Annotated in this window: 24 protein-coding genes; 7 read left to right on the top strand and 17 right to left on the bottom strand. The window is 59.6% G+C overall.

Annotated features, from left to right (window positions below; all coding sequences use genetic code 11):
- Positions 1 to 84 precede the first annotated feature (84 nt).
- On the top strand, positions 85 to 855 hold the full coding sequence (locus QHC67_RS05470; RefSeq protein WP_319292124.1) for an ATP-binding cassette domain-containing protein: 771 nt from the start codon (positions 85 to 87) through the stop codon (positions 853 to 855).
- Positions 852 to 2,405: an ABC transporter permease/substrate-binding protein gene (locus QHC67_RS05465; RefSeq protein WP_319292121.1), complete on the top strand. Its 1,554-nt coding sequence runs from the start codon at positions 852 to 854 to the stop codon at positions 2,403 to 2,405. The genes QHC67_RS05470 and QHC67_RS05465 overlap by 4 nt, the downstream gene beginning before the upstream one ends.
- A gap of 50 nt (positions 2,406 to 2,455) precedes the next feature.
- Here QHC67_RS05465 and QHC67_RS05460 read toward each other — a convergent pair whose 3' ends face one another.
- The 4 genes from QHC67_RS05460 to kdsA form a co-directional block, all read right to left on the bottom strand.
- The gene (locus QHC67_RS05460; protein WP_319292118.1) at positions 2,456 to 3,160 is read right to left on the bottom strand and encodes a hypothetical protein; all 705 of its coding nucleotides are present in this window, start codon (positions 3,158 to 3,160) and stop codon (positions 2,456 to 2,458) included.
- Positions 3,161 to 3,198: 38 nt separating this feature from the next.
- Positions 3,199 to 3,600, bottom strand: a complete 402-nt coding sequence (locus QHC67_RS05455; protein WP_319292115.1) for a hypothetical protein — start codon at positions 3,598 to 3,600, stop codon at positions 3,199 to 3,201.
- A gap of 121 nt (positions 3,601 to 3,721) precedes the next feature.
- The gene (locus tag QHC67_RS05450) at positions 3,722 to 5,029 is read right to left on the bottom strand and encodes a family 1 glycosylhydrolase (protein ID WP_319292112.1); all 1,308 of its coding nucleotides are present in this window, start codon (positions 5,027 to 5,029) and stop codon (positions 3,722 to 3,724) included.
- Positions 5,030 to 5,186: 157 nt separating this feature from the next.
- On the bottom strand, positions 5,187 to 6,047 hold the full coding sequence (kdsA, locus tag QHC67_RS05445; RefSeq protein WP_319292109.1) for a 3-deoxy-8-phosphooctulonate synthase: 861 nt from the start codon (positions 6,045 to 6,047) through the stop codon (positions 5,187 to 5,189).
- 205 nt (positions 6,048 to 6,252) lie between these two features.
- Here kdsA and QHC67_RS05440 point away from each other — a divergent pair, with 205 nt between their 5' ends.
- Complete coding sequence (locus QHC67_RS05440; protein ID WP_319292106.1) at positions 6,253 to 7,761, top strand: CoA-acylating methylmalonate-semialdehyde dehydrogenase; 1,509 nt, start codon at positions 6,253 to 6,255, stop codon at positions 7,759 to 7,761.
- Between the two features lie 154 nt (positions 7,762 to 7,915).
- Positions 7,916 to 8,083: a hypothetical protein gene (locus tag QHC67_RS05435; RefSeq protein ID WP_319292103.1), complete on the top strand. Its 168-nt coding sequence runs from the start codon at positions 7,916 to 7,918 to the stop codon at positions 8,081 to 8,083.
- 15 nt (positions 8,084 to 8,098) lie between these two features.
- Here QHC67_RS05435 and QHC67_RS05430 read toward each other — a convergent pair whose 3' ends face one another.
- The 5 genes from QHC67_RS05430 to QHC67_RS05410 all read right to left on the bottom strand — a co-directional run bounded on the left by QHC67_RS05430 (position 8,099) and on the right by QHC67_RS05410 (position 14,556).
- On the bottom strand, positions 8,099 to 9,430 hold the full coding sequence (locus QHC67_RS05430) for an HlyD family type I secretion periplasmic adaptor subunit (RefSeq protein WP_319292100.1): 1,332 nt from the start codon (positions 9,428 to 9,430) through the stop codon (positions 8,099 to 8,101).
- The gene (locus QHC67_RS05425) at positions 9,427 to 11,157 is read right to left on the bottom strand and encodes a type I secretion system permease/ATPase (protein WP_319292097.1); all 1,731 of its coding nucleotides are present in this window, start codon (positions 11,155 to 11,157) and stop codon (positions 9,427 to 9,429) included. Before QHC67_RS05425 ends, QHC67_RS05430 begins: the two co-directional genes overlap by 4 nt.
- 134 nt (positions 11,158 to 11,291) lie before the next feature.
- On the bottom strand, positions 11,292 to 12,746 hold the full coding sequence (locus tag QHC67_RS05420) for a nucleoside hydrolase-like domain-containing protein (RefSeq protein WP_319292095.1): 1,455 nt from the start codon (positions 12,744 to 12,746) through the stop codon (positions 11,292 to 11,294).
- Between the two features lie 247 nt (positions 12,747 to 12,993).
- On the bottom strand, positions 12,994 to 14,109 hold the full coding sequence (locus QHC67_RS05415; protein WP_319292092.1) for a PHB depolymerase family esterase: 1,116 nt from the start codon (positions 14,107 to 14,109) through the stop codon (positions 12,994 to 12,996).
- 30 nt (positions 14,110 to 14,139) lie between these two features.
- Positions 14,140 to 14,556: a hypothetical protein gene (locus QHC67_RS05410; RefSeq protein WP_319292089.1), complete on the bottom strand. Its 417-nt coding sequence runs from the start codon at positions 14,554 to 14,556 to the stop codon at positions 14,140 to 14,142.
- Between the two features lie 184 nt (positions 14,557 to 14,740).
- Here QHC67_RS05410 and QHC67_RS05405 point away from each other — a divergent pair, with 184 nt between their 5' ends.
- The gene (locus QHC67_RS05405) at positions 14,741 to 16,918 is read left to right on the top strand and encodes a catalase (RefSeq protein ID WP_319292086.1); all 2,178 of its coding nucleotides are present in this window, start codon (positions 14,741 to 14,743) and stop codon (positions 16,916 to 16,918) included.
- 180 nt (positions 16,919 to 17,098) lie between these two features.
- Here the strand turns inward: QHC67_RS05405 and QHC67_RS05400 are convergent, their stop codons facing one another.
- From QHC67_RS05400 to QHC67_RS05375, 6 genes are all read right to left on the bottom strand, one after another.
- On the bottom strand, positions 17,099 to 18,031 hold the full coding sequence (locus QHC67_RS05400) for a ParB/RepB/Spo0J family partition protein (protein WP_319292083.1): 933 nt from the start codon (positions 18,029 to 18,031) through the stop codon (positions 17,099 to 17,101).
- Positions 18,028 to 18,813 carry a ParA family protein gene (locus QHC67_RS05395; protein WP_319292080.1) on the bottom strand — a complete coding sequence of 262 codons (786 nt, stop codon included), beginning with the start codon at positions 18,811 to 18,813 and terminating at the stop codon, positions 18,028 to 18,030. Before QHC67_RS05395 ends, QHC67_RS05400 begins: the two co-directional genes overlap by 4 nt.
- Positions 18,810 to 19,448, bottom strand: coding sequence for a 16S rRNA (guanine(527)-N(7))-methyltransferase RsmG (gene rsmG / locus QHC67_RS05390; RefSeq protein ID WP_319292077.1), 639 nt, complete (start codon positions 19,446 to 19,448; stop codon positions 18,810 to 18,812). The genes QHC67_RS05395 and rsmG overlap by 4 nt, the downstream gene beginning before the upstream one ends.
- Positions 19,445 to 21,307, bottom strand: coding sequence for a tRNA uridine-5-carboxymethylaminomethyl(34) synthesis enzyme MnmG (gene mnmG / locus QHC67_RS05385; protein ID WP_319292074.1), 1,863 nt, complete (start codon positions 21,305 to 21,307; stop codon positions 19,445 to 19,447). Before mnmG ends, rsmG begins: the two co-directional genes overlap by 4 nt.
- A gap of 70 nt (positions 21,308 to 21,377) precedes the next feature.
- Positions 21,378 to 22,661 (bottom strand): tRNA uridine-5-carboxymethylaminomethyl(34) synthesis GTPase MnmE, encoded by a 1,284-nt coding sequence (mnmE, locus tag QHC67_RS05380; RefSeq protein WP_319292071.1) that lies wholly within the window; start codon positions 22,659 to 22,661, stop codon positions 21,378 to 21,380.
- 6 nt (positions 22,662 to 22,667) lie between these two features.
- Complete coding sequence (locus tag QHC67_RS05375) at positions 22,668 to 22,922, bottom strand: DUF6489 family protein (protein WP_319292068.1); 255 nt, start codon at positions 22,920 to 22,922, stop codon at positions 22,668 to 22,670.
- A 155-nt stretch (positions 22,923 to 23,077) separates the two neighbouring features.
- Between QHC67_RS05375 and QHC67_RS05370 the strand changes: the two genes are divergently transcribed.
- Both QHC67_RS05370 and QHC67_RS05365 read left to right on the top strand, forming a co-directional pair.
- Positions 23,078 to 23,776: a dienelactone hydrolase family protein gene (locus QHC67_RS05370; RefSeq protein WP_319292065.1), complete on the top strand. Its 699-nt coding sequence runs from the start codon at positions 23,078 to 23,080 to the stop codon at positions 23,774 to 23,776.
- Entirely contained in the window at positions 23,773 to 24,756 is a 984-nt protein-coding gene (locus QHC67_RS05365; RefSeq protein WP_319292063.1) for a quinone oxidoreductase, read from the top strand. Before QHC67_RS05370 ends, QHC67_RS05365 begins: the two co-directional genes overlap by 4 nt.
- A 3-nt stretch (positions 24,757 to 24,759) precedes the next feature.
- Here QHC67_RS05365 and QHC67_RS05360 read toward each other — a convergent pair whose 3' ends face one another.
- Positions 24,760 to 25,464: a YjbE family putative metal transport protein gene (locus QHC67_RS05360; RefSeq protein ID WP_413818495.1), complete on the bottom strand. Its 705-nt coding sequence runs from the start codon at positions 25,462 to 25,464 to the stop codon at positions 24,760 to 24,762.
- Positions 25,465 to 25,478: 14 nt separating this feature from the next.
- Positions 25,479 to 25,769, bottom strand: a complete 291-nt coding sequence (locus QHC67_RS05355; RefSeq protein ID WP_319292057.1) for an antibiotic biosynthesis monooxygenase — start codon at positions 25,767 to 25,769, stop codon at positions 25,479 to 25,481.

The following is a 25,769-nucleotide window of genomic DNA, read 5'->3' as shown; positions in this document are numbered from 1 at the left end:
GTTCCCGCAACAACGCATTTCTGTGCGCGAGTGTCCCTTGTCATGGCAGGTAGCCAAAACTGCAACAGCCGTTATCCTGCCGCGATGTCCGATAGGAAATCAGGCCCCGCCATAGGCTTCGAAGATGTGACCGTGCGTTTCGATGCCGTCGCGGCGCTCGACGGGATCACTGTCACCCTTGCGGGCGGGAGCTTCGTTGCCATCGTGGGGACTTCGGGGTCAGGTAAATCGACGCTGCTGCGGACCATCAATCGCCTGATCGATCCGGACGAAGGAGCGGTGTCGCTGGGGGGCCATGCCGTTCGGGAAGAGAACCCCGTGCATCTGCGCCGCCGCATCGGCTATGTGTTTCAGGGTGTCGGCCTGTTCCCGCACATGACCGTAGCCCAGAACATCGCAATTGGCTTGCGCCTCTCCGGTGCGCGCGACGCAGCGCCCCGCATCGCGGAAATGCTGGCGCTCGTCGATCTGCCGTCGAGCCTCGGCCCGCGCATGCCGGATCAACTTTCGGGCGGACAACAACAGCGCGTCGGCGTAGCGCGCGCTCTGGCTCCACAGCCGCAGGTCCTGCTGATGGACGAGCCCTTCGGCGCCTTGGACCCAGTGACACGGGACGCTCTGGGTAAGCAGGTCCGGGCGTTGCATGACCGGTTAGGCCTCACCACGATCATGGTGACGCACGATATGGCAGAGGCGCTGCTGCTCGGGGATCGCGTGCTTGTCATGGCGGCGGGCCGCATCGTTGCCGACGGCATGCCGACAGACCTGCTCGCGGGGAAAGGCGGTGCGGCGGCAGATGCGCTTCTGGCGGTGCCCCGCGATCACGCCCGACGTCTGGCAGCGCTCGGCGCATGACAGGGTCCCTGGCGGAATGGCTGACGGACTTGTCCGGCCCTCTGGCCGCGCATGTGCAGTTGGCCGCAGCGGCACTGTTGCTTGCTTTGCTGATCGCGCTTCCGCTGACATTGTTGGCGGCGCGGAATGCGCGGTTTGCTGGTATCGTGTTGGCCGGAGCCAGCCTCATACAGACCATTCCGGCGCTTGCCTTGCTCGCCCTGTTCTATCCGATCCTCCTATGGCTCTCCTCCTGGGTTGGCGGCGGCATACCGGCCTTGGGTTTCCTTCCCGCTCTGCTCGCCTTGTCGCTTTATGCGGTGCTGCCGATCCTTCGCAACGGCGTCACCGGCCTTACCAATCTGAACCCCGCCATCATCGAGGCTGCCAATGGCATGGGAATGTCCGCCGCACAGAAGCTGCGCCTGGTAGAACTTCCGCTCGTCGCGCCAGTGTTGATGGCGGGCATTCGCACGGCTGCAGTGTGGACCATCGGCGCTGCGACCTTGTCCACGACCGTAGGACAACCCAGTCTGGGAGATCCCATTTTCGCCGGGCTGCAAACGCAGAACTGGGCGCTTGTGCTGAAAGGCTGCCTCGCGGCAGCGGCGCTCGCGCTCATCACGGACGGGCTGCTGGCGACGGCAGAGCGCAGCATCCGGCGTCGGAAACCATTATGGGCATGGTTGTCTCTGGCTCTGCTGACTGCCGGGGCCGGGGCCGCCTTATTGCCGCTTTACCAGGAAGACGGCCCGGTGGTCACGATAGGCGCCAAGAACTTCTCGGAACAATATATACTGGCGCGGCTCATCGGCAGGCGGCTTGAGGCTGAGGGGTACACAGTGCGCTATCGGGAAGGGCTCGGCTCCGCCGTCATTTACCGTGCGCTGGCGAGCGGCGACATCGACGTGTATGTCGATTATGCAGGAACGCTCTGGTCGAACGAAATGAAGCGCACGGATATCCTGCCGCCCGCGAAGATGATCCCGGCCATCGGCCAGTGGATGCAGCGGTCGTCCGGCGCGCAGTTGCTGGGATCGCTGGGGTTCGAGAATGCCTATGTCTTCGCAATGCGGCAGGGCGATGCGCAGAAGCACGGAATCCGCACGCTTGACGACCTGGCGCGGGCCTCGCCGGGCCTTAAACTCGGATCGGATCTGGAGTTTCTGGAGCGTCCCGAATGGGCGTCAGTCAAACGGGTCTATCCCTTCCAGTTCAGGCAGATGCAGGCGTTCAGTCCTACCTTCATGTACAAGGCGCTGGATAGCGGCAGGGTCGACGCGATTTCGGCATTCTCATCCGATGGAAGGATTGCCGCGGACAAGCTGACCGTGGTGCAGGATAGCAAGGGCGCTATTCCACGATATGACGCCCTGCTGCTGATTTCGCCTCGCCGCGTTCCGGATGCCCGTTTTTCGACAGCATTGCGCCCGCTACTGGGTCGCGTTGCTGTCGAAATCATGCGTGAGGCCAATTTCCTAGTGGACCGCGACGAAGCCAAACGTACGCCGATGGAAGCTGCCGCCTGGCTCGACGACAGGATAAAGCGCGGCCAAGCGCCAAGAGAGTAGCAACTGGACGGCTGGCGTTGCCTTTGGGCCAAGGCAACGCCTCCATCATCCTACCGGCGTGGGCGCTTCTTGCTCTTGCCGCTGCCTTTTCCCTGCATACAGCTGTCCGTTACCGTGGCAGAACAGCGAGGGTAGTTCGTCGAGCCCGACGCAGCAGTGGCCGTGTCGCCGCCACCCGATCCACTGCTGGTGGACGAGCCCATGCCTGCGCCCATCGATCCAGAGGCGCCGGTGGATCCTCCCACTGCACCGCTTCCCGTGGCGGAGCCTGTAGGATCACCTGCGGAACCGGACGTGCCGCCGGTCGATCCCATGCCCGTCGACGTACCAGAACCTGCGCCACTTCCTGTGGCACCACTGGAGGCTCCGCTACCTGTCGGAGAGTCGCTCATTCCACCTGCGCCCATGCCTGTCGAGCCGGCTCCCGTACCCATTCCCGAACTTCCCGAAGAAGAGCCTGAGCTTCCCGGCGACGTCGTTCCCGATCCTGTGGAACTTGTCGAACCGCCAGAGCCGATGCTGCCAGTTGTTCCGGTGGCGTCACCAGAACCGCCGGTAGTGCCGCTGCCGGTCGTACCGCCCGAGCCACTGCCGGTTGTACCGCCCGAGCCGCTCCCTGTCGTGCCGCTGGTGCCCGTTCCGCTACCTGTCGATCCTCCGCTACCCGTCGAGCCGCCGCTGCCTGTCTGCGCGACCGCAACCGAGAGCGATGCTCCTACCAAGAGCGTTGTGGCAACGATGCTGATCCTTTTCATAAGACATCCTTTCTGTTTTGTTTGGCATTTCCGTCAGATTACGTTCCGGAAGAGCTACCTGCGCCCGATCCGGTACCACCGGCTGTTCCAGTTCCACTGCCAGTCGTACTACCGGAGCCAGTGCCAATCGTGCCGCCGCCCGTACTGCCTGTTCCACCCGTTAGTCCGCCAGTGCTACCCGTCGTTCCTCCCGAACCCGTAGTGGCGTCCGTGTCACCCATGGTTCCGCCTCCCATGCCGGTCGCGGCGTTGCTGCCGCTCAAGGTGTTGCCCATCATATTGTCGGTAGTGGTTCCGGTCCCCATCGCCCCTGAAGACATGTTGGGCGCGGCCGAATTGTTGGCGACCTGATCAGAGTTGGCGCCATTGTTGCCCGAACAGGCGGATAGAACGGCAAAAGCAATAAGCGTCGTACAGGGCGCCCAACTTATCTTGTCCATGAATGCCTCCAGTGTTACCGCGAAGTAAACCTGCCCGGTGCGGCGCTGTTCCGGTTATAGATATAGGTTATCGAGAAACTCGCTGCTGCTCCGCCGGAGAAAGTCGAGTGTTTATCGCAGGCTAGGCGATCTGGCCGGCGCTGGGTTGCGCCGGCGGGTGCTTCATCATGTCTGCAGCGTGTATCTCTTGCTCGCGCGCGTCCAAGCGCCCGGCATGGGAAGGCGGCACTATCGGCACCACAAGGCAGACGCTCTGAGCGGGGAGGACATCACGCCAGTCCTTGATGAGTTGCTTGTAGGACTTGCCGACGGCACGGATGTTGCGATCGAGATCATAGAGCCCGAGCGGGTTCACATTTCCATTCTGCTCGCGCAGGGCGGTGTCCCAATCGATCTGATCGGTAAGAGAATACCAGGTGAAACCTACGGTCGGAATGCCGACGTTGCGCAGGCGAAGGACATTCGCCCACTCTTTCCAGAGCCAGTTGACCGCTTCGTCGCCATTGGGTCCTTCACGGAAGTTGGTCTCGGTGTGCATCACCGGCAGCCCGTAGCGGCCGTAATATTGGCGCGTGATCTCGCTATAGCCAAACACCTCGCCAGAGGCCCATGTGCGGCCGTCGTGATGCACGCGATGTTCGTTGGTGCAGTAGTAATCATTGCCGAGGATGCAGTGCTGCTTGAGGCTTTTGCCAAGGAAGAAGTGATATTCCTCGCGCGTCATACCGTTATCCATCAGATATTCGTACATCTCGCTGTCGATGCGGCGTCCGTAGTTCAGGTCCAGTGACAGGAAACGCTTGGAATTCATGATCTCCGCGGGGCGAATGGCAGCCGGGCTGTCGGCGTGAAAATATTCTGATGATTCGCTCTGGATGAAGATGGCGTCGGGGCGGCGCTTCAATATCTCCTTCATCGCCAGCACGTTCGCCTTGACGATGTGCTTCAGGGCCGTGACGAAAGATCGGTCGTCCGACATCTGCTCGTTCCACCAGCCATAGAGAGCGGAGAACGTGGCGCAGATGAACATCTCGTTTATCGGCGTGTAGAGCTGCACCCAATGGTAACGCGTTGCGAAGGCCGCCGCATATTGTGCAAACTGCTCTGGAAAATCGGGATTCTGGAAATTGCCGAGCCAGTCCGGTACGCCGAAATGGCATAGATCCACGATCGGTGTGATATCGCGATCCTTGAGATCGCCGAGCGTGAGGTCGGCAAATTCCCAGTCATATTTGCCGGGGCCCAGCAACGTACGGTGAATCGGCGGACCGAAGCGCAGATATCGTATGCCAAGATCCTCGACCAGATCGAAGTCGTCACGCCAGCGCTTGTAGTGGCCGCAAACTTCCATCTGATCGATACGCGTGCGTCCGTTGTCGATCGTCGGAATGCTGTTCTCGATCCCGGTGCAGAACATGAAGTTCGCCATCAATCGGTCCTTGCTTTTGCGCGCGCCGTTCCGCTCACGAGTTTCTGCCAGGCTTCAGAAGGGCTTCAAGGAAGCACACCCCACGGCTATTGATCGCTAACGTCCTCTTCCCGGCAAAGTTTCGGCGGCACTCACATCGGGTCGCCAGGAACGTGCGTCAGTAGCTCGCGGAATGTCGCCGTGCCTTAGCGATGGCGTCGATCGCCTGGAGGTCGCCAAGCAAATTGGGAATCCAGTCGAGCGGCAGCATGTTGGGGCCGTCGGATGGCGCATTGTCCGGGTCTTCGTGCGCCTCGGCAAAAACCGCCGCCACGCCTACCGCCACGGCTGCACGAGCAAGAGCCGGTGCGAAAGCACGCTTGCCGCCCGATGAACCGCCACGTCCGCCCGGCTCCTGCACCGAATGAGTGGCATCGAATACGATCGGATATCCCGTCTCGGCCATTATCGGCAGCCCCCGGAAATCACTGACGAGGGTGTTGTAACCAAATGACGTGCCGCGGTCGCATAGCAGGATCTTGTCATTGCCGGTCGACGCGATCTTCGCGGCAACGTTCGCCATGTCCCAAGGTGCCAGGAACTGCCCCTTCTTCACGTTGATGGCCGCGCCGGTGCTGCCTGCGGCCAGCAGAAGGTCCGTCTGGCGGCAAAGAAATGCCGGTATCTGGATGATATCGACCACTTCTCCTGCCGCAGCGCATTGCTGGGCATCGTGGACATCCGTCAGCACCGGGCAGCCAAGAGCATCCCGGACATCCGCAAGGATACGCAGCCCTTCGTCAATGCCGATGCCCCTCGCCGCGGTCAGCGAGGTGCGATTCGCTTTATCGTAGGAAGACTTGAAGATCAGCGAGATGCCTAAAACATCGCACTGTTTCTTCAATGTCGATGCCACCATCAGCGCATGGTTGCGACTCTCGATTTGGCAAGGGCCGGAGATGAACACGAACGGCTTGTCGTTCCCGAATTGAACATCCTGCACGGCGAAGGATCTTTGAACGCTGCCATTCTCAGTCATAAACGATACCCTCGGCCCTGCACGACCGCGGTCGATACTCCGGATAGGCAGCCAAGACAAACCGGACGTCGTTGTGATAATGTACAGGGAGAATGCCAGGATAACTGCATAACTGCAGGGATATTCTGCGGAACTGCCCCATTGCATGCAATTACGCGATTGCGCAGGGGGTGATGCAAGAGGTTTGTCGAAGAGGACGATAATAATGCGCGAGATCACTCATAAGCTGGCTCCCAATGTTGTGCTGTCACCCGCGACCGGTGCAGCGCGCTTCACTGACGTGTTCGACCCGAACAATGGTGGCGTTCAGGCACGCGTCAATCTTGGTGATCGGGCAGTGCTGGACGCAGCGGTCGCAGTCGCGAAGCAGGCTCAGCCCGCATGGGCGGCCGTTAATCCACAACGCCGCGCCCGCGTCATGTTCAATTTCAAGGCCTTGGTCGAGAAGAACTTGAACGAGCTTGCGCATCTGCTTTCCTCCGAACACGGCAAGGTCATCGCTGACGCCAAAGGCGACATTCAGCGTGGCCTGGAAGTCATCGAATTCTGCTGCGGTATCCCGCATGTGCTGAAGGGCGAATATACGCAGGGCGCCGGACCCGGCATCGATGTCTATTCGTTCCGCCAGCCGCTGGGCATCGGCGCTGGCATCACGCCCTTCAACTTCCCCGGCATGATACCGCTGTGGATGTCTGGCGTGGCAATCGCTACGGGCAATGCCTTCCTCCTGAAGCCATCGGAACGCGCTCCCTCGGTGCCGGTGCGTTTTGCGGAACTGTTCAGCGAGGCCGGGCTGCCGGACGGAATCCTGCAGGTGCTGCAGGGGGACAAGGAAATGGTCGACGCCATCCTCGATCATCCCGATATCAAGGCAGTCAGCTTCGTCGGCTCCTCCGACATCGCGCATTACGTCTACAAGCGCGGCGTCGACGCGGGCAAGCGCGTGCAAGCCATGGGTGGGGCAAAGAACCACGGCATCGTCCTGCCGGATGCGGATCTGGATCAGGTCGTGAACGACCTTTCCGGCGCGGCATTCGGATCGGCGGGCGAGCGCTGCATGGCGCTTCCTGTCGTAACGCCCGTAGGCGAGAAGACAGCCATCGCCCTGCGCGAGAAGCTGATCCCTGCGATCAACGCTCTGCGGGTTGGCATCTCGACCGACAATGAAGCACATTATGGTCCGGTCGTTACCGCAGCCCACAAGGCAAAGGTCGAAGCATGGATCAGCAAGGGCGTCGAGGAAGGCGCGGAACTGGTGATCGATGGCCGCGGCTTTACGCTGCAGGGGCACGAAGAGGGCTTCTTCGTCGGTCCGACATTGTTCGATCACGTCAAGCCGACGATGGAATCCTATAAGGAAGAGATCTTCGGGCCAGTGCTTCAGATCGTGCGCGCCGAGACGTTCGAGGAGGCGCTCGCGCTGCCCAGCCAGCATCAATATGGAAACGGCGTAGCGATCTTCACACGCAACGGTCACGCGGCCCGCGAATTTGCTGCGCGCGTCGATGTCGGCATGGTCGGTATCAACATACCGATCCCGGTCCCTGTCGCCTATCATACATTTGGCGGATGGAAGCGTTCGGCATTTGGCGACACCAACCAGCACGGCATGGAAGGCGTGAAGTTCTGGACCAAGGTCAAGACCATCACGCAGCGCTGGCCCGATGGCAGCGCCGACGGCAGCAACGCGTTCGTCATCCCAACCATGGGATGACGCACAGCGCAAAAAAACCGTGCTGAACGTGGTACTTAACGTGTGCCAGCGGTGGCCGGGTAACTATTTGTTAACCATGATCCTGTAACTCCGGGGAATGCTCCGCAAGCCTGTTGCTTGAGTCCACTGTCCAGCATTCCCAAGGGAGTACCCCATGGCCCATGCAGTCCTCGCGCCGCGAGCCACGAACACATTGTACACCGCGCGCGGCCTCGTGCTGATGTCGCTTGCCATCGTCGGCATCGCGTGCGTCGCGCTCGCCTTCTACATCGTGGACGGCCGGGCGGCGCGGCAGATCTGGGGTGCGATCACGTCGCGCTGAATTGCATTGCCACCGTTACACGTCGCGCATCATGTGAAACACAGCGCGCGTTAGCGGGGCCAGTATATACGCGAGCGCCGTTCTCTCGCCAGCCCGCATCAGAACCTCGGCTGGCATCCCGGCCTTGAGCAATCTACTCGGCACCTTTGCTGCTTCGCTTTTCGGAATGGCGATAGTCGCTTCGAAGTAAGTCGCGCCGCTGCGTGGATCGGTCAGTGCGTCCGCCGACATGGCCTGGACATGACCTTTCAGCGTCGCGGTGCCGCGTCCTCCAGCGGCATCGAACCGCACGAAAGCGGGCTGGCCGATCCGCACGTCATCCGCATGCGTGGGAAGCACTTGCGCGCGCAGTACGAGGCGATCGTCTGAGGGCAGGATCTCCAGCAAGGGTTCTCCTGATTGGATATATTCGCCTGCGGTCTTGTGGAGACCGACGACGGTGCCGGAAGTCGGCGCACGAACCAGCGTCTGGGACAGCGTCCGTTTGGCCGAAGAGAGCTTCTCCATGACTTCCGTCAGGTCGCGCTGGATCGAGCGCAGCGCATCGGCTGCAGCGGTTTCCGCCTCTTGCCGCGCCTGTCCGCTCTGGATGCGGGTTTCCGCCTTCTGAGCCACCAGCTTGCTGCCCTCGGCATTCAGCGCCGCCAGTTGGCCGCGATATTCCGCCGCCGCGCGCTCCAGCGTGTTCAACCGGCTCTTGCTTGCGAAGCCGCGCGCATAGAGTTGCCGCATGCCGACGATCTCGTCGTCCAGCAACCGGATCTGGGTCTGGTAGGCGGCAGCCTGCGCGCGCGTGCCGGTCCTGCCGCTGTCCAACTGAACCAACCGCTTCTCCGATTGCGCATACTGCCCGGCAAGCATCGCCCGCCGGGCGTGAAAGGCGACGCGCTGGGCCTTCATGGCTCCGGCCACGGCCGCTTCGCTTTGCCGCGCAAGAAGATCGGCGGGGAAAGTCACTTCGGCCGCGTTCATCAGCTCGGCCTGCCGCGCCGCCTGCTCCGCGCGCAGCGAAAGAGCCTGTGCCTCCAGCACCTGCACGTTCAACCGTGCGTCGCCGGCCTCCAGGCGCAGCAGCACCTGTCCTTTGCGCACCCTTGCGCCATCGGCGATCCGGAGTTCCTCGACGGCTCCGCCCACGGGATGCTCCACGACCTTTCGGCGGCCCTCCGCCATGATCTGCCCGCTTTGAACGATGCCACTGGTGATCGGCACACAGGAGGCCAGCGCCATCAGCACGGCGAGCGCTACGCCTGTTCCCACCTTCAACTGGCGAGTTAGACTATTCGAGGCGGCAATGAGATCGTCCGCAAGGACATGCTGCGAAGATATGGCAGGTGAGAGGGTCATCGGGCTGTTCTGGCTTTGGGGGATATATGTTCGGCGCTGTCGGCCGGCTTATTGATCCGGGGAATGATGTCGGCGGTGGCGCCGAACTGACGGACGGTTCCGTTCTGAAGGACCAGCAGTTTGTCGGTATTCATCACCAGGCTGGATTGATGGGCGATGAGGACGATGGTGGCGCCGCGCTGGCGCAACGCCTCCATCGTCGCAGCGAGCGCGCGCTCCCCGTCATGGTCCAGCGCCGTTTCCGGCTCGTCGAATAGGACGATAGAGGGCGAGCCATATAGTGCGCGCGCCAGCCCGACCCGCTGTCGTTGTCCGCCGGACAACGCAAAGCCGGGGCTGCCGATCACCGTATTATATCCCTGCGGTAGCGAGATGATGAGATCATGCACTCCAGCGCTGCGCGCTGCCGCGATTACGCCCTCCCCATCTTCGGCGCCGAAGCGGCATATGTTCTGGGCGATCGTGCCGGGGATCAGCTCGACCGTCTGCGGCAGGTAGCCGACATGCTGGCCCAGCACGTCGGGATCATATTGCGACAGCTCGGCTCCGTCGAAGCGCACTTCGCCATGCCTGACAGGCCAAAGCCCGAGCAGAACGCGCGCCAGGCTCGACTTTCCCGAACCGGATGCGCCTATGATCCCCATCATTTCGCCTGGCCGAAGCGCAAAGCTGACCCCGCGCAATATATGCGCGCCGTCACCCGGCGCAGCGGCGATCACGTCCTGAAAGGCAATCTCGCCGCGTGGCGCAGGCAGAGCCATGCGCTTGGCGGTCGCCGGCATGTGCGCGAGCATCTGCTCCAGTCGCTGCCATGCGTCACGCGCCTGAAACAGGGTTTTCCATGAACCGATCAGCTGATCGATCGGCGTCATTGCACGGCCGAACAAAATCGACACTGCAAATATCGCTCCGGGACTGATGGCATCGGAAAGCGCCAGCCATGCCGCCAGCCCGACGATGAGCGTCTGACTGCCCTGGCGCGCGCCTTTCATGATGGAGGACAGGCCCCCGGTACGAGCCGCGGCATCCATCTGCGTGCGGATCGAATGGCGCAGCATCTCCGCACTGCTCCGCTCGAGCCGCCCGGCAAAGCCCATCGCGACTGCCGGTTCGACGGCGCGCAAATGCGCTTCGGCGAGATCGGTCGCTTGGCGGAAGGAACTGACGGATTCCGCAGTCACTCGGGCCATTGCACTCCGGTTCAAGAGGGCAAGAAGCAGCAGCAAAAGGATGAGTATGACAGTGGCGCCCCCGAGCACGGGACTGATCAGGAACAATGCAATCAACAAGATCGGCATGAAGATCAGGTCGACCATTGCGCCGGGCGTTGGACTGGCCAGAAACGCGCGGACCTGTTCCAGATCGTCCAGCGCCCGTGCCCGGCGGCGCGATCCGCCGGCGAGCGCCGCCTGCCGCTGCGCCGCAAAAACCGGCGCTTCCAAAGAGGCATAGATGGTCGCGCTGGCGCGCGTGAATATCAGATTGCGCAGCAGATCGATCGCCGCGTTCAGGGCGATGGCAACAAGCACCATGGCCGTGATCGCGATCAGCGTGGCGCCGCTTCGGGATGGCAGCACGCGATCGTAGATCTGCGTGAAGTAGAGCGGCATGATCAGCGTCAGGAGACTGATCGCAAGGCTGGCGACCGCCGCAGTACGGGCCGGGCGGCGCAGCGGTGCGATGTCGATCAGCTTCCTGGCGGTTGCCGCGGTTGCGGGAGCAGTCAAATCAGGTCCTCATGCCACTACAGGCAGATAGCAAAATCTTTGGATGCGCGCTGACACCCACGCCGCATCGGCGGCGAGGGTGTCTGTGCAGAAGAAGGGCCGCGCCGGCGATGACCGCCCCGGCCCGCTTGGCCTTACTGGATGAAGTCTGCCGAGTTGAGGGTGCTGCCGCGGTCTTCAAGCATCAGCTGGAAGTCCGCTCGCCCGTCCCCATCGGTATCACCCTGAACCAGCACTCCATTGCCACGCGCTGCATATCGCAGTTCCCCGGCAGTGTCCGAGAAGCCCTTTGTCCCTATGAAGCGGAAGGTGTCATTCGCACTGGTACCTTCCCGAGCGTCGATCTGCGACAGGTCGATCTTGTCGCGATTGCGCACGAAGTCGGTAATGCTGTCCATTGCGCCCGGCGTGCTGTCGCTGACGGCCCGATAGATGAAGCGGTCATTGCCGCTGCCTCCGGTTAGGACATCGGCACCGCCAAGACCGCTGATCTTGTCGGAGCCCGCACCGCCGTTCATGCTGTTGGCAGCGGAACTGCCCGTCAGAGTATCGTTGCCCGACGTGCCGTTCAGCCCGGATATCGGCTTTGCAGACTGTCCCGGTGCAGGCGCGGGAGAAGCCCCGCTACCGGGCTGTGCCGCTTGCCCCGAAGCATGATCCGCACGATCCAGACGCGCCGCGAAGTCCTTCATATAGGCCGAGCGATCCTCGGCCACCGTCTTGGCTCCATCCCAGGAACCTATCCGGAGCGAGCTGCTGCTGTTGTCCGTCCAGTAGTTATCGCCCTTCTTGACGAACTCGCCGCCCCAGCCTTCCTGCGTCGGGCTGCTGCGATCGCGCATGATCATGTCCAGCATGTACAGCACCGTAGGGCTGTCGCCCATCTTGATGCCGTAGCCTTCCATGGTGGGAGAGATGCCCTGCTGGTATAAGCCGTGGCTCATCTTATCGAAATAGTCGCCCAGTGCACCATGGCCCTTGGCGTTCTTGGCCACCCAGTCGTCCGATCCATCATAGGGCCGGTTCTTGCCGTCGTCGGTGTACATGCCCCGGAACGTCTCCAGATCCTGCACCCACCAGACTTTCCCCTTCCAGTTCTGCTCCAGATAGCGCGTCGCATCGCTGTCCTGCTTCCCGATGCTGAGCAAACGAACGCTGTCAGCGATATCCGGAGCATCATGAAGAGCCTGGGCGATGTCAGTCTCACCGCCCCAGGTCAGGACGTAGAGCGGGTCTTTCGGGCTTGCATCGCGGGCTGCCTCGACGATGGCGTTCGATCCTGCCGTAGCCTTCGAATATCCCGCCGAGGGCGCTGCAACAGTGGCGCCCTGATGTGTGACCGACCGAAGATAATCCGCAGTCGGATAGTCTCCATAGGTTTTCAGATTGCCGTAATCCTTGGCATAGGCGTTGATGACTTCCAGAATATCGGACTTCCGACCTCCGGGCTTCGCCTCTGCAACGGTCTGGGACATGCCGACGATCTTCATCGCATCGGAATATAATAATGCATGTACCATTGACTGGTCATCGTCATGATCGCCGCCGCCGATGTCGGTCGAGATAAATACACGTGGTTTGGAAGCCATTTTGAATACTCTGTGAGGCGCGCGGGCGAGAGGAGTCGCCACACGGTCGTTGAAGGAAATCTGCGGATGAATCTCTTATCCGGCTACGCGAGCCGTCTGGATACCGCCGTCAAGGCCCTGTAAAGACTCAATTTTCCTAATCAACATCAGCAATCTAAGTTAATGCACGTTTGAGGGCCGGGACGTGGCAGTTCCGCGATGAGCGTCGGACCAGAATAAGCAGTGAGGAAGCTTGATGCGCTGGCACTCACCCTACCCGGCTCTTTGCTCTCGCCAATTTGTGGGTAAAGAAAAACCGCAGCATTTCACGTGATGCGTCCGGCCCGCTCGGGTCCGTGTAGGAGCCGGTGCTGTGACCGCCCGACCATGCATGCCCCGCGCCGTGAACAGTCCATTGCTCCAGCATGATTCGTCCTTCGGAGTCCACACTCGTCTCTCGCGTGTAGGTGCCTTGGATACTCTTGCCGGTTTCTTGGCGTGTCTTCAGGGACCTACCCGATGCAGTTGACGCTGCCGCGACGATAATGCGGCTGTTGGCTTCGTGCACTGTGCTGTCACGGTCTCCGTGGAAGGTGATGACCGGTACGAAGGGAGCCCCCTTAACCGCAGAAGTGCCACTACTGCCATTGCGCATCGCCATCAGAGCGCTCGGCAAATCGCGCGCTGATCCGCAGGCGAGCCCGGAATGAATGCCTATTGCCGCATAAATATCGGGATAGGTTTGGCCCATGATCGCCGCAGCCGCTCCGCCCGCCGATAATCCGGCGACGTATACCCGATCGGGATCGGCGCCTTGCTCCGCGATCACCTGCCGGGTCACGCCGGCGATCAGTGCCGGCTCGCCTCGATCGCGCTGCTGATCGCCGGGCCTGAACCAGTTCCAGCATTGTTGGGCGTTCGCGGACCTGCTCTGGCGAGGATAGACCACTATGAATCCCATCTCGTCAGCCAACTGGTTCATGCCGGTCCCGCGCGCGAAATCTTCCGGAGACTGGGTGCAGCCATGGAGCATCACCACCAGTGGCATATTGTTGCCCGCATCCGCAGGCACATAGAGATGATACGCCAGGCTTCCCTCGGGCCCCTTATAGGTGCGCTCTTCGAACCTGTTCGCGTGATCGACCGGCGGCGCGCCCTTTGGCGACGTTGTTGTTGCTGGCGTAGGCGATTGCTCGCGTGCGTTCAAAGATATCCGAGCAGGCTTCAGGTCGATGATGTCTCCTGCGGCTGATGAAGAGGGCGATGTGGCTGGTGCCGCCATTCCACTTAAAGCCAACTGAATACGCGCTGTTGCCTTCGCAAGTTGCCCGGATTGGGTCAGCCGCAGCAGTTCTGCCATGGCGGCGCGAGATCTGATGGTCATGGGAGAAAATCCTTAGCGAGAGTAAGTGGCTCAGCCGATGCGATCTGCGAGTGCGGCTTTTACCGCAGGACTGGCGTGGAGAGCGCCAAGCACCGTCAGCGAGCGGATCGTTGCCCGCGCAAGCTCCGGGGAGACGTCGGCGGCGATGGTGGCAAGGCCCAGCACTCGAATGTCGAGCATCTCGCCTGCGGTCCGGACTTCTTCCAGCTGCGCACGCGTGTACGAGCTGATCCCGAGCTCAAGCTGCTTTCGGGAAACCGATTTCCTGGCAGCCTCGCCATGCCGCTCAAGCTGGTTGCGGATAGCAGTCCGAATGAAGTCGGTCCGGTTCGAGTAGAAACCTTCCCGGACAAGCAAGTCGATATGGCCGAGATCGACGAATCCCAGGTTGATCGTGATCTTCTCGCTGTCTGCTTTCGGTTTGAAGTCGTAAACGTCCGCAGGCATCACATTCTCCATCCTGTTACCATCCACATGGATGGTGCAATCGTTTATGGGAATGGCGGATGTCTTGTTCAAGAACGGATGCAACTTTTTGGCAATCGCGGAGATATTTCATCCACGTTGCGTGTCGATGCACCCAATCCCCGTTCACACACGTTAGGTCAGCTTAACGTGGATTGGAGCGACCGTGGGAAACAAGAGTAACAAAGCCGGTAGCGGCAAAGTCAAAGGCGAGAGCGCGGCAAAGGCACCGAAGCTTCCGCCAAATTCCGATGTTCCTTCCACATATGCCGAGCATCAGGGCAGTGGCGGTGAGACGCACCAGATTACGTCCGACCCTGCAATGACCATGACCAGTCAACAGGGGATACCTGTTGCAGACGGACAAAACAGCCTGAAGGCTGGCGCCCGCGGTCCCACCCTGCTCGAAGATTTTCAGCTGCGGGAGAAGATCTTCCACTTCGACCATGAACGCATTCCCGAACGCGTCGTCCACGCCCGTGGCTATGGCGCTCACGGATATTTCGAGCTGACGGACTCGCTTGCCGAGTACACGCGCGCCGACGTTCTGAGCAGCGTCGGACAAAAGACCGAGGTGTTCGTTCGCTTCTCCACGGTGGCCGGTCGGGCGGGTTCCAGGGATCTGGCGCGCGATGTCCGCGGCTTTGCTGTCAAGCTCTACACGAAGGAAGGAAATTGGGATCTGGTTGGCAACAACATCCCGGTCTTCTTCATCCAGGATGCCATCAAGTTTCCCGACCTCGTTCACTCCGCCAAGGAGGAGCCTGACCGCGGCTTTCCGCAGGCCCAGACTGCACATGACAACTTCTGGGATTTCGTAAGCCTTTCGCCTGAAGCCTGGCACATGATCATGTGGACCATGTCCGACCGCGCGATCCCGCGGTCCTACCGCACAATGGAGGGCTTCGGTGTCCACAGTTTCCGCCTGGTCAACGCCAGCGGCAAATCGACGTTCGTCAAGTTCCACTGGAAACCGAAACAGGGGCTCCAGTCGGTCTTATGGAACGAGGCAGTGAAGATCAGCGGCGCTGATCCTGACTTCCACAGGCGCGATCTTTGGGAAGCCATCGAGTCGGGCAACTTCCCGGAATGGGAACTCGGCGTGCAGTTGTTCGATGACGACACAGCCGCCAAATTGCCATTCGACCATCTCGACGCGACGAAGCTGATCACCGAAGAAGATGTGCCGATTCGCATAGTCGGGCGTCTCGTCCTCGACCGCAATGTCGACAACTTCTTCGCGAGCACTGAACAAGTCGCCTACTGCACCCAAAACGTCCCGCCGGGTATCGACTTCAGCGACGACCCGCTTCTGCATGGCCGTAACTTTTCCTATCTCGATACCCAGCTGAAGCGGCTCGGTGGTCCTAATTTCACGCACATACCCGTGAACGCCCCAAGATGCCCAGTCATGCATTTCCAGCAGGACGGACACATGGCCATGCACAACCCCAAGGGTCGCGTGAATTACGAGCCCAATAGCTGGGGCGCGGACGCCGGACCTCGCGAGAATCCTGAGAAAGGCTTCACGAGCTTTCCCGCACCGGTAGAAGGCGTTAAACAGCGCGTGCGATCGGAAACCTTCTCCGATCATTATAGTCAGGCGCGGCAGTTCTTTGCCAGCCAGCTACCGATCGAGCAGAAGCATATCGGGGACGCCTTGGTCTTCGAATTGAGCAAGGTCGAGCGCGTGGACATACGCGCTCGGGCGGTCTCGCATCTGCGCAACATCGACGCCGATCTCGCTGCGACAGTTGCCGACGGATTGGGCATGGCTCTCCCAGAAGCCGCAGTGGCAGCGCGTCCCGCGGTTGACCTTCCGACATCGGCAAAGCTCAGCATCATCGCCAACGGTCCGAAGCACTTCCGCGGACGGAAAATGGGCCTGCTGCTCACGGATGGATCTCCGGCAGACCTGTTCAGCGCGCTGACCAGCGCGCTGGATGCGGGAGGCGCAGCTTGGGAAGTGATCGCACCGAAGATCGGCGGCGTCACTCTGGACGATGGTACGGCCGTCGCTGCAAAACAGAAGATCGATGGAGGCCCATCCGTTCTTTACGATGCAGTGGCAGTTCTCCCATCAGCGGAGGGTGCTGCTCTGCTCGCATCTGATGCCGCCGCCAAGGATTTTGTGTCCGATGCTTATGGGCACTGCAAGTTCATTGGATATAATCAGGCTGCTCTCGCGCTATTTTCGGAGGCGCGCATACCGCAGGAACTGGATGAAGGTTTCCTGACGCTAGTTAAAGCCAAAGATATCAAGCGCTTCATCACCGAATGCGTCAAACTGCGCTATTGGCCGAGAGAAATGGCCGTTGATTTGGATGCGCAATCTATTCGCTAAAGCGGATCGCTAAATTATTAGCTTCGCTGTCGCGGATGACTGGCATGGGGGTTCTTCTTCTCGTGTGAAGACCCCCCATGGGACGTAAATGGTGATCCGGCAGCAGCGGTGTATCAATTCAATTGTTGCTCTGCCGAGAAGACGGGCGTGCGGTTGGAACCAAAGTGATCCGTCAGTGCACTAAATTTTCTCACCCGATAGCCGCTGGCAAAGCATGTCCAGCTGATCCAGAGTGGAATAGCGTAAAGTTAGCAGTCCACCTCCCTGATCGGAGTGGCTGATCTCTACTTTCAGGCCCAGAATATCTGCCAGGTGTTGCTCGAGCGCAGCGATATCGGGATCTTTATCGCCTGCTTTACTCCGGGCATTGGTGGAGGAGGATTTTTCAGAACCGCCGCTCTTGGACTTCCTGACCAAGGCTTCCGTTTCTCTAACGGATAGGCCCTTTTCCTCAATCGTCCTCGCTAAGGACTCACACTGGTCAGCTCCGATTAGCGCGCGCGCATGCCCCATTGTCAGACGCTGCTCCATCACAGCACCTTGAACGGCCTTGGGCAGGTCGAGCAGGCGCATGAGATTAGCGATATGACTTCGCGATTTGCCTACCAGGCGGCCAAGAGCCTCCTGGCTATGACCGAAGTGACCTATCAGCTTTCGATAGGCTTCTGCCTCTTCAATAGGATTAAGGTCTTCACGCTGGATGTTTTCGATTAGCGCTATTTCTAAAGTTTCCGCCTCGTCGAAATCCCTGACGATAGCCGGAATTCTATGCAGTTGCGCGCGCTGCGCGGCGCGCCATCGCCGCTCGCCGGCCACAATCTGGTAGTTCGACCCATCCGGTCGAACGATGATCGGCTGAATTACACCGCGTTTACCGATGCTATCCGCCAGTTCCTGGAGCGCACCGTCATCGAATTGCCGGCGCGGCTGTTCAGGATGCGGGTGGATCATTGATATTTCTATGGACTGGATGGACGACCCACTCCGCGGGGGACTCGCAACGGGTTCTTCCTGCGCTTCGCCGAGTAAGGCGGAAAGACCGCGCCCGAGTCCATGCGGGCGCTTCGCAGGTTTGATGGTCTTGGGACCCGATGTCTCTGCATCTCCGCTCATGCGGCTATCTCTTCTATCTGCGGCAATCGGGCGATCAACTCCCTCGCTAGCTGCATGTAAGCTTCCGATCCTGCACAGCGATAATCATAGATCAATGCAGGCATGCCATGGCTCGGCGCCTCAGAAAGACGAACGTTCCTGGGAATCACCGTCTTGAAAACGACCTCGCCCAAGCAAGCCCGCACATCATCCGCAACTTGATCCGTGAGACGATTACGCCGATCATACATAGTCAAGGCAACGCCCATGATCGAGAGCCCGGGGTTGAAACGGCTGCGGATGCGATCAACCGTCTGTAAAAGCTGAGATAACCCCTCCAGCGCGAAGAACTCGCATTGCATTGGCACGAGCAAGGCCTGCGCTGCGACCATCGCGTTAATTGTCAGCAAACCAAGTGACGGTGGGCAGTCTATCAGGCAAATTTCCCACCTGCCGGCTGGCGCTTGCGACAGGGCCTGCTCCAACCGATGCGTCCGCAGTTCATAATCGATCAATTCAATTTCCGCGCCAGAAAGGTCCTGCGTGGCAGGCATGATATCCAGCTTCGGAACCCTGGTACCAATTACCGCATCCTCTGCCGAACAATCGCCAATCAGAACATCATAGCTGGATTTTTCGCGCTGGGCCTGTGTTACCCCGAGACCGGTTGACGCATTGCCTTGAGGGTCAAGATCAACAAGCAAGGTACGGTGGCCAGTCGCTGCGAGCGCAGTGGCGACGTTGATGGCAGTAGTGGTTTTACCCACCCCACCCTTCTGATTGGCGATAGCAATTATCATCATTGCCGGGATTTCCTCCGTACGCCGCGTGCAACAACAATGGCGCTATCGCAATCCGTAACGCTTTGTTCCACGTGGAACTTGCCATGCCAGATTTCAGACGCGTCGTCCACGTCACTTTGCCAGCTCCTGCCCTTCGGCAGCACCCATAGAGTTTTTGTGTCGGAGAGATGATGCGCAATAGTGAACATTTTCGCGAGGGGCGCGAAGGCTCTGGCACTTATTACATCGGCAGGAGACGTGATTTCGAGCTTCTCCACGGGGCCGCCCGCAACCCAAGCATTATCCAAGCCAAGCGCCCTGACGGTGGCCTCTAAAAATCCTGCTCGCCTGGTCCTCGATTCGACCAAGCCCACATGCCAGTTCGACATAATCGCTATCACTATTCCGGGAAGGCCTGCACCCGAGCCGAGGTCAATCCACTGCCCTCCCCTGCCCGGAGGAGGAGGTGAGAAGTTGAGAAGTTGAGCACTGTCCACAATATGTCGCGCCCAAACGCTTTCCTTCGTCGATTGCGCAATCAAGTTCTGTTGATCGGACTCAGCCAAAAGGATCTTCACATAGGCCTGGAGCCGCGCGAAAGTTTCACGTGAAACACACCGACCCTTGATCCACTCTTGGGCTTCGTCCTCAGTCATGCCGCTATGGGCTTGTGACGACGGAGATGTACCATGATAGCCGAAAGAGCGGCAGGCGTTATTCCTCGGATCCGGCCGGCCCCCGCTAAAGTCTCAGGTCGGGCAGCATAAAGTCGTTCCGTCATTTCAAGCGAAAGCCCATTCACGCCTGAATAATCGAAGTCAGACGGGATCTCCAGCCGTTCATTATCCCTGAGGTCTCGTATCTCAGCTGCTTGCCTTTCCAGGTACGGAGCATAATGAGCATCCTCAATGGCTTCGTTCCGCAGCGGCAATTCCGCCCGGTTCCAAGCCGGTGCAAGTTTATTGATTACGTTGGCATCAATCTCTGGATATCGAGACCATTCGAAAAGCGACCGGCGAATGCCATCTGCTTTTATGGCTGCGCCCATTTCGCGTATAACACTGGGAGTAACCTCGCGGCTCATGTCGCGCATCAGTTCGCTACGGATGGCCTCGCGCCGTTTGAACCAGGCTCTTCGTTGCGGACCGATCAAGTTATGTGTGATGCCGATGTCCGTAAGCCTCGTCGTCGCATTGTCCGCGCGCAGATGAAGGCGATACTCGGCCCGCGCTGTTAGCATTCTGTAGGGCTCCGTAACGCCTTGCAGCACCAGATCGTCGATCATCACGCCTATGTAGCTACTGGCCCTATCCAGCACTAAAGTGTCAATACCTAAGGCTGACGCTGCGGCATTAGCTCCGGCCACCAAACCTTGCGCGGCAGCTTCCTCATACCCCGTCGTGCCGTTTATCTGGCCTGCTAAAAACAAATTCGGCAGTCTGCGCACCGCCAAGGTGGCATCCAAAGCGCGCGGATCAATGTGATCATATTCGACGGCGTAGCCGGGAACTACGATTTCAGCACGCTCCAGTCCGGCCATTGATCGCACCATGTCAAGCTGCACGTCTGTTGGAAGCGACGTACTAATCCCGTTTGGATAGATCAGCGCATCAGCTACGCCCTCAGGTTCAAGGAACACCTGATGCCCGTCGCGGTCACCGAAGCGGAAGATCTTATCCTCGATAGATGGACAATAGCGCGGCCCCTGCCCTTCGATAGCGCCACTGAAGAGCGGCGATCGAGCTAACGAAGCCCTTATGATATCATGCGTTTGCTTCTTGGTCCGGGTTATAGCGCATAGCATCTGCGGCAGCGGGCGGCCCTTGGACATTGGAGACATCGTCCAATGTTCATGATCAGAGGGTTGTTCCTGTAGAACCGACCAGTTGATCGTCCGACCATTCAATCGCGGTGGCGTGCCCGTTTTGAGCCGTGACATTGGTAAGCAAAGATCCCGAAGTTGCTGCGCCATCACAGTAGCGGCTCGCTCGCCGATCCGTCCCCCGACCAGCCTCTCCTCACCACGAAACATCTTTCCACCCAGGAAGGTGCCCGTTGCAAGCACGACTGCTCCGGCAGCAATTACATTGCCATCTCCGAGTACAACTCCGCACACTTCCCCGTTCTCAATCTTCAGAGAAGCGGCCTCGCCTTCGATCACTGAGATCGCAGGTTCCGCCGTGAGGGCATGCTGGATAGCGGCTTTGTAATAGGTCCGATCTGCCTGTACGCGTGGACCATGAACGGCGGCGCCTTTGCTAGAATTGAGCATGCGATAGTGAATCGCCGCAGCGTCGGCGGCCCGGCCTATCAAGCCATCTAAGGCATCAACTTCGCGTACAAGATGTCCTTTTCCTAAACCGCCGATTGCCGGATTACAGGACATCGCGCCGACAGTTGATTTATCAAAAGTAATGAGGGCTACCCGCGCGCCCCTGCGCGCAGCAGCAGCAGCAGCTTCGCAACCGGCATGGCCACCTCCGACCACGGCAACGTCGAAATTCAAATAAGGCATAAGGCTCTATCTAAGCCCTAACGACTTAAACGTCAAAAAAACGCACGGCGTTCCACGTGGAACAGTTTGCCTATTTCCCGATGCAGAAAGTTCCAAAAAGAGCATCCAACATGTGCTCGGTTCCGCTACGCCCGGTGAGCCTGTCGATTACTAGCCGAGCACGCCTAAGGTGTTCCGCAACGATAATCAGATCGCGTTCGCCTCTGGCTTCCTGCAAACCATCTGCCAGATTTCGAAGCGCGGCGTGTTGCCGAGCATGAAGCGCATATTCTCCCTCTCGCGGGAGCATCGTATTAGCGACCTCAAGCAGGGTAGAAACCAATAAATCCATGCCCTGCCCTGTCACGGCTGAAACGCCTAAATGTCCCCCCGGACGCATCGCCCAGCCGTCCACATCTGCCTTCGGAACAATGTTGATCGCATCGAATCGCGGCGCTTCGCCAGGCCTCCCCAGCCAAATCAGCACATCCGCATGTTCGATGGCCTCTTGCGCTCTGGTGACGCCAGTGGCTTCAACGACATCTTCCGTATCGCGCAACCCCGCTGTATCCGTGATCAGGAACGCCGTTCCTCCAATTGAAACGGGAACCTCGATACGGTCCCGCGTCGTTCCTGCAATGCTCGAAACAATTGCAGCCTCTCGTCCCACTAAAGCGTTGAGCAAGGTCGATTTCCCGGCATTGGGTGGCCCTGCAATCACGACCCTAACGCCATTCCGCAGGCGTTCCGCGGAAGGTCTTTCCAGTTCCGCCGTCACCCTTTCGCCCAATGCGGCTATATCTCCGAGGAAAGCGCTTTCCTCCGCTTCGGCCGCCACATCATCCTCATCCGAAAAGTCCAAAACGGCCTCGACGCGTGCGGACAGATTCAGCAGCTCTGTTTCCCATTTAGCCAGGAGCTGCGAGAATTTGCCCTGGGCCATGGCCATGGCCGCCCGGCGCTGAGTTTCTGTTTCCGCAAAGAGCAGATCGGCGAGGCCCTCCGCCTCGTTCAAGTCAATGCGACCATTCTCGAACGCGCGTCTGGTAAACTCTCCAGCTACGGCCAAGCGACATCCCCGCTGGGCACCAAGAACCCGAAGGACTGCTGCCGTTACCGCACGACCCCCGTGGCAGTGGATCTCCGCCAAATCCTCACCCGTCGCCGTGCGTGGCCCCGGAAACCAGATAGTCAAAGCCTCATCCAGAACTACGCCGTCCGAAGGATCTCGAATAGAGGCCAAGGTCGCGCGGCGTGGTGACGGCAATCGCCCCGTCAATGCTCTTAAAACGGTGGCCGCCTCAGGCCCGCTGATCCGAATTACGCCTATAGCCGACGGCGGTTGTCCACTGGACAGGGCGAAGATGGTCTCCACGAGAGGTCAGCCGTCTTTCTTGGTCCCCATTGCAGCCCCGGAAAGGCCAAGGTCCATCATCTGCTTGAACAATCGCATTCCCGCGTCACCCATAGGAGAAAAGCTTCTGAACAGATTTTCCATCTGGTCCAGATTTACCGTACCATCCATCGTCTCCAGCATTGTGCTGACATATTTCTCATGAATTGGACTGACATCAGGCAAGCCAAGAAACGCCCTTGCCTCTTCAGGCGTGCACTCGACATTCACATTCACTTGCATGACGGGCCTCTCATATTAGCAATGCCATAGCGGCAATCACCCATCATGCCGTAAGACCGCTGTAATTGCCAGTTTAGGTATTCGCGGCAGCTGTTGAACTACGTTGTTGCTTTGACCTAAGACAGCTGCATAAATCTAAGGCTTAGGAGATGCATATGACCGAGATGGTATCCGTCACCACTTTTGAAGGCGATGCACAGTTCAGCGCCTATGTAGCTCGCCCCCAAGGGGCTCCTAAGGCAGCGATTATCGTGATCCAGGAAATATTCGGAGTGAATCCAGGTATTCGCGCCAAATGCGATGACTGGGCAGAGGCCGGGTATCTTGCTTACGCGCCGGACCTATTCTGGCGGATAAAGCCGGGCATCGAACTGGATGCCGATCTCGAAGAAGAGCTAAAAGAAGCTCTGGGCCTCATGGAAAAGTTCGATCAGGACCAAAGCATAAGCGACATCGAAGCCACCATAAAGGCTGCCCGCGCTGAGTTGGGCGCTGGCGGCAAGGTGGGGTGCGTTGGCTACTGCCTTGGTGGACGGCTGGCGTTCATCGCGGCGTGCAGGACGGATGCCGACGCGTTCGTCTGCTACTACGGCGTGGGTATCGACGGCTTGCTTGCAGAACAGCACGCAATCGGAAAACCGGTCCTCCTCCATATCCCTACAGCCGATCACTTCGTCGGCCCTGACGCTCAGGCCGCCATGCACGCGGGCTTGGCCAATAATCGTCATGTCACCCTTTACGATTATGAAGGCCAGGACCACGGCTTTGCAGCGGAGATGGGTGCTCGGAGAGATGAAGCCGCTGCGCAGCTGGCAGACTCCCGTACTGCCGACTTTTTCGGGCAGCACCTATGAGCAAGGATAGCTGGCGTATAGTGGCCCGCCGCACCGGAGGCCCCGAGGTCCTGGAGCGGGAGGCATTCGACCCTGGCCCGCCGGGTGCGGGTGAGGTGCTCGTCGAGCATGAAGCGATCGGCCTCAACTTCATCGACACATATTTTCGAACCGGGCTCTACATGGCTTCCCTGCCGACTGGCTTGGGTGCAGAGGCAGCAGGACGCATCTCCGCAGTCGGCGATGGCGTTGCCAACCTCATGGTAGGTGGCCGGGTGACTTATGTGTCGCCAAGCCCCGGCACCTATGCCACGCATCGTAGAATGCCGGCGGATCGCCTGCTAAAGCTCCCCGACGGCATTTCGACCGAGACCGCGGCTGCAGTAACGTTGAAGGGACTAACTGCTGCTTTCCTCGCCGACGATTGCGCGAAGATGCAAAAGGGCCAAGCTGCTCTGGTACACGCCGCGGCAGGAGGCGTAGGCGCAATTCTCGTACCCTGGCTCACCGACAAGGGTGTGACCGTGATTGCCCATAGCGGCTCTGCGGAAAAGGCATTGCGCGCGAAAGCGTCAGGGGCCGCTCACAGCTTGCACGGCAACTTCGCAGATCTTGCTCCCGCAGTACGGGACCTGACTGACGGCAAAGGCGTCAACGTAGTGTTCGACGGCATAGGCGCTGCCAGTTGGACCGCCTCATTGGGTTCGCTAGCGCCTCGCGGCCTGATGGTTACATTCGGCAACGCCTCAGGACCTGTTCCACCGTTCAGCCCGCTGGAACTCAGTAAAGGCGGCTCGCTGTTCGTGACGCGCCCCACCTTGTTCGACTATATTCGGGAGGATGAAGATTATCGGCGGCTTGGCGCCAGCCTGTTTGATCGAATTGCCAGCGGCATCGTCAAGCCCGACATCAACCAGCGTTTCGCTCTCGCCGATGCCGCCGAAGCCCACCGTGCGCTGGAGGCGCGTCAAACGGTGGGATCGACGGTCCTTATACCCTGACCATCAGGAAAACAGGGTCAATAGGCCGACCTGATGATCCACGAAGCCCTCGTACACCATCTTCAGAGCCACATAGACGATGACCACAAGACCCAGATAAGCGATCCAGCGGAACCGCTCGATATATTTGGCGATGATATTGGCCGCGACGCCCATCAGCGCAACGGACAGGATAAGGCCAATGATAAGGATGCCAGGATGATCGCGAGCCGCGCCCGCCACCGCCAGTACATTGTCCAGGCTCATGCTGACATCCGCCACGGCAACAGCCCAGGCAGCAGCGGCGAAGCTCTTGGCCGGTCGAATGCCGGAAACATCATCGTCGCTCGAATCGTGCGGCGTATCGGCACCGCGCTTGGGATGCAGTTCGCGGTACATCTTCCACGACACCCATAGCAGCAACAGTCCACCGGCCAGGATCAGGCCCACGATCTGCATCAGCTGGCTCACCACCAGGGCAAAGCCGATACGCAGCACCAATGCTGCGATTATGCCTATCAGGATGACCTTCTTGCGCTGCTCGGTCGGCAGTCCGGCCGCCAGAGCGCCGACGACGATAGCGTTGTCGCCTGCCAGCAAGATGTCGATCATCAACACCTGACCAAAGGCCGCCAGCGCACTGGGCGAGCCGATATTGGCGAAGTCGTTGACGATGTGGCCCCAAATTTCAGCAGGCGAGCCCATCGAAGGCGCCGCGGCAGTGGCCATCAGCAGAAGGTCGATCAAAGCGCATCTCCGAAATAAATCACGTCCGGCATCGGCTCATAGAACCCATGCAGCAAACGTCGCCACTCTTCATAGCGTTCCGATTGCCGAAATCCATCCCGATGATCGGCTATGGATTCCCACTGCACCAGCAAAAGATAGACGCCGGAACGTTCGACGGCAGGACGAACCTCTATTCCCAGAAAACCGGGCGAAGCGGCAATCAGCGGCCGCGCCTCCCGCATGGCGTCCTCGAATGCGCGTTCCTGGCCAGGGCGGACATGCAACAGCGCCTGTTCCAACACCAT

The organism is Sphingobium sp. (genome assembly GCF_033795625.1).
Classification (GTDB): Bacteria; Pseudomonadota; Alphaproteobacteria; order Sphingomonadales; family Sphingomonadaceae; genus Sphingobium.
This window is presented reverse-complemented; position numbering and strand designations above follow the sequence as displayed.

Bases quoted from the DNA above. Each gene is read 5' to 3' on its own strand.
- QHC67_RS05470 (WP_319292124.1), top strand. From the start codon at position 85: ATGTCCGATAGGAAATCAGGCCCCGCCATAGGCTTCGAAGATGTGACC.
- QHC67_RS05465 (WP_319292121.1), top strand. From the start codon at position 852: ATGACAGGGTCCCTGGCGGAATGGCTGACGGACTTGTCCGGCCCTCTG.
- QHC67_RS05460 (WP_319292118.1), bottom strand. From the start codon at position 3,160: ATGAAAAGGATCAGCATCGTTGCCACAACGCTCTTGGTAGGAGCATCG.
- QHC67_RS05455 (WP_319292115.1), bottom strand. From the start codon at position 3,600: ATGGACAAGATAAGTTGGGCGCCCTGTACGACGCTTATTGCTTTTGCC.
- QHC67_RS05450 (WP_319292112.1), bottom strand. From the start codon at position 5,029: ATGGCGAACTTCATGTTCTGCACCGGGATCGAGAACAGCATTCCGACG.
- kdsA (WP_319292109.1), bottom strand. From the start codon at position 6,047: ATGACTGAGAATGGCAGCGTTCAAAGATCCTTCGCCGTGCAGGATGTT.
- QHC67_RS05440 (WP_319292106.1), top strand. From the start codon at position 6,253: ATGCGCGAGATCACTCATAAGCTGGCTCCCAATGTTGTGCTGTCACCC.
- QHC67_RS05435 (WP_319292103.1), top strand. From the start codon at position 7,916: ATGGCCCATGCAGTCCTCGCGCCGCGAGCCACGAACACATTGTACACC.
- QHC67_RS05430 (WP_319292100.1), bottom strand. From the start codon at position 9,430: ATGACCCTCTCACCTGCCATATCTTCGCAGCATGTCCTTGCGGACGAT.
- QHC67_RS05420 (WP_319292095.1), bottom strand. From the start codon at position 12,746: ATGGCTTCCAAACCACGTGTATTTATCTCGACCGACATCGGCGGCGGC.
- QHC67_RS05415 (WP_319292092.1), bottom strand. From the start codon at position 14,109: ATGACCATCAGATCTCGCGCCGCCATGGCAGAACTGCTGCGGCTGACC.
- QHC67_RS05410 (WP_319292089.1), bottom strand. From the start codon at position 14,556: ATGCCTGCGGACGTTTACGACTTCAAACCGAAAGCAGACAGCGAGAAG.
- QHC67_RS05400 (WP_319292083.1), bottom strand. From the start codon at position 18,031: ATGAGCGGAGATGCAGAGACATCGGGTCCCAAGACCATCAAACCTGCG.
- QHC67_RS05395 (WP_319292080.1), bottom strand. From the start codon at position 18,813: ATGATGATAATTGCTATCGCCAATCAGAAGGGTGGGGTGGGTAAAACC.
- rsmG (WP_319292077.1), bottom strand. From the start codon at position 19,448: ATGACTGAGGACGAAGCCCAAGAGTGGATCAAGGGTCGGTGTGTTTCA.
- mnmG (WP_319292074.1), bottom strand. From the start codon at position 21,307: ATGCCTTATTTGAATTTCGACGTTGCCGTGGTCGGAGGTGGCCATGCC.
- QHC67_RS05375 (WP_319292068.1), bottom strand. From the start codon at position 22,922: ATGCAAGTGAATGTGAATGTCGAGTGCACGCCTGAAGAGGCAAGGGCG.
- QHC67_RS05370 (WP_319292065.1), top strand. From the start codon at position 23,078: ATGACCGAGATGGTATCCGTCACCACTTTTGAAGGCGATGCACAGTTC.
- QHC67_RS05365 (WP_319292063.1), top strand. From the start codon at position 23,773: ATGAGCAAGGATAGCTGGCGTATAGTGGCCCGCCGCACCGGAGGCCCC.
- QHC67_RS05360 (WP_413818495.1), bottom strand. From the start codon at position 25,464: ATGGCCACTGCCGCGGCGCCTTCGATGGGCTCGCCTGCTGAAATTTGG.
- QHC67_RS05355 (WP_319292057.1), bottom strand. From the start codon at position 25,769: ATGGTGTTGGAACAGGCGCTGTTGCATGTCCGCCCTGGCCAGGAACGC.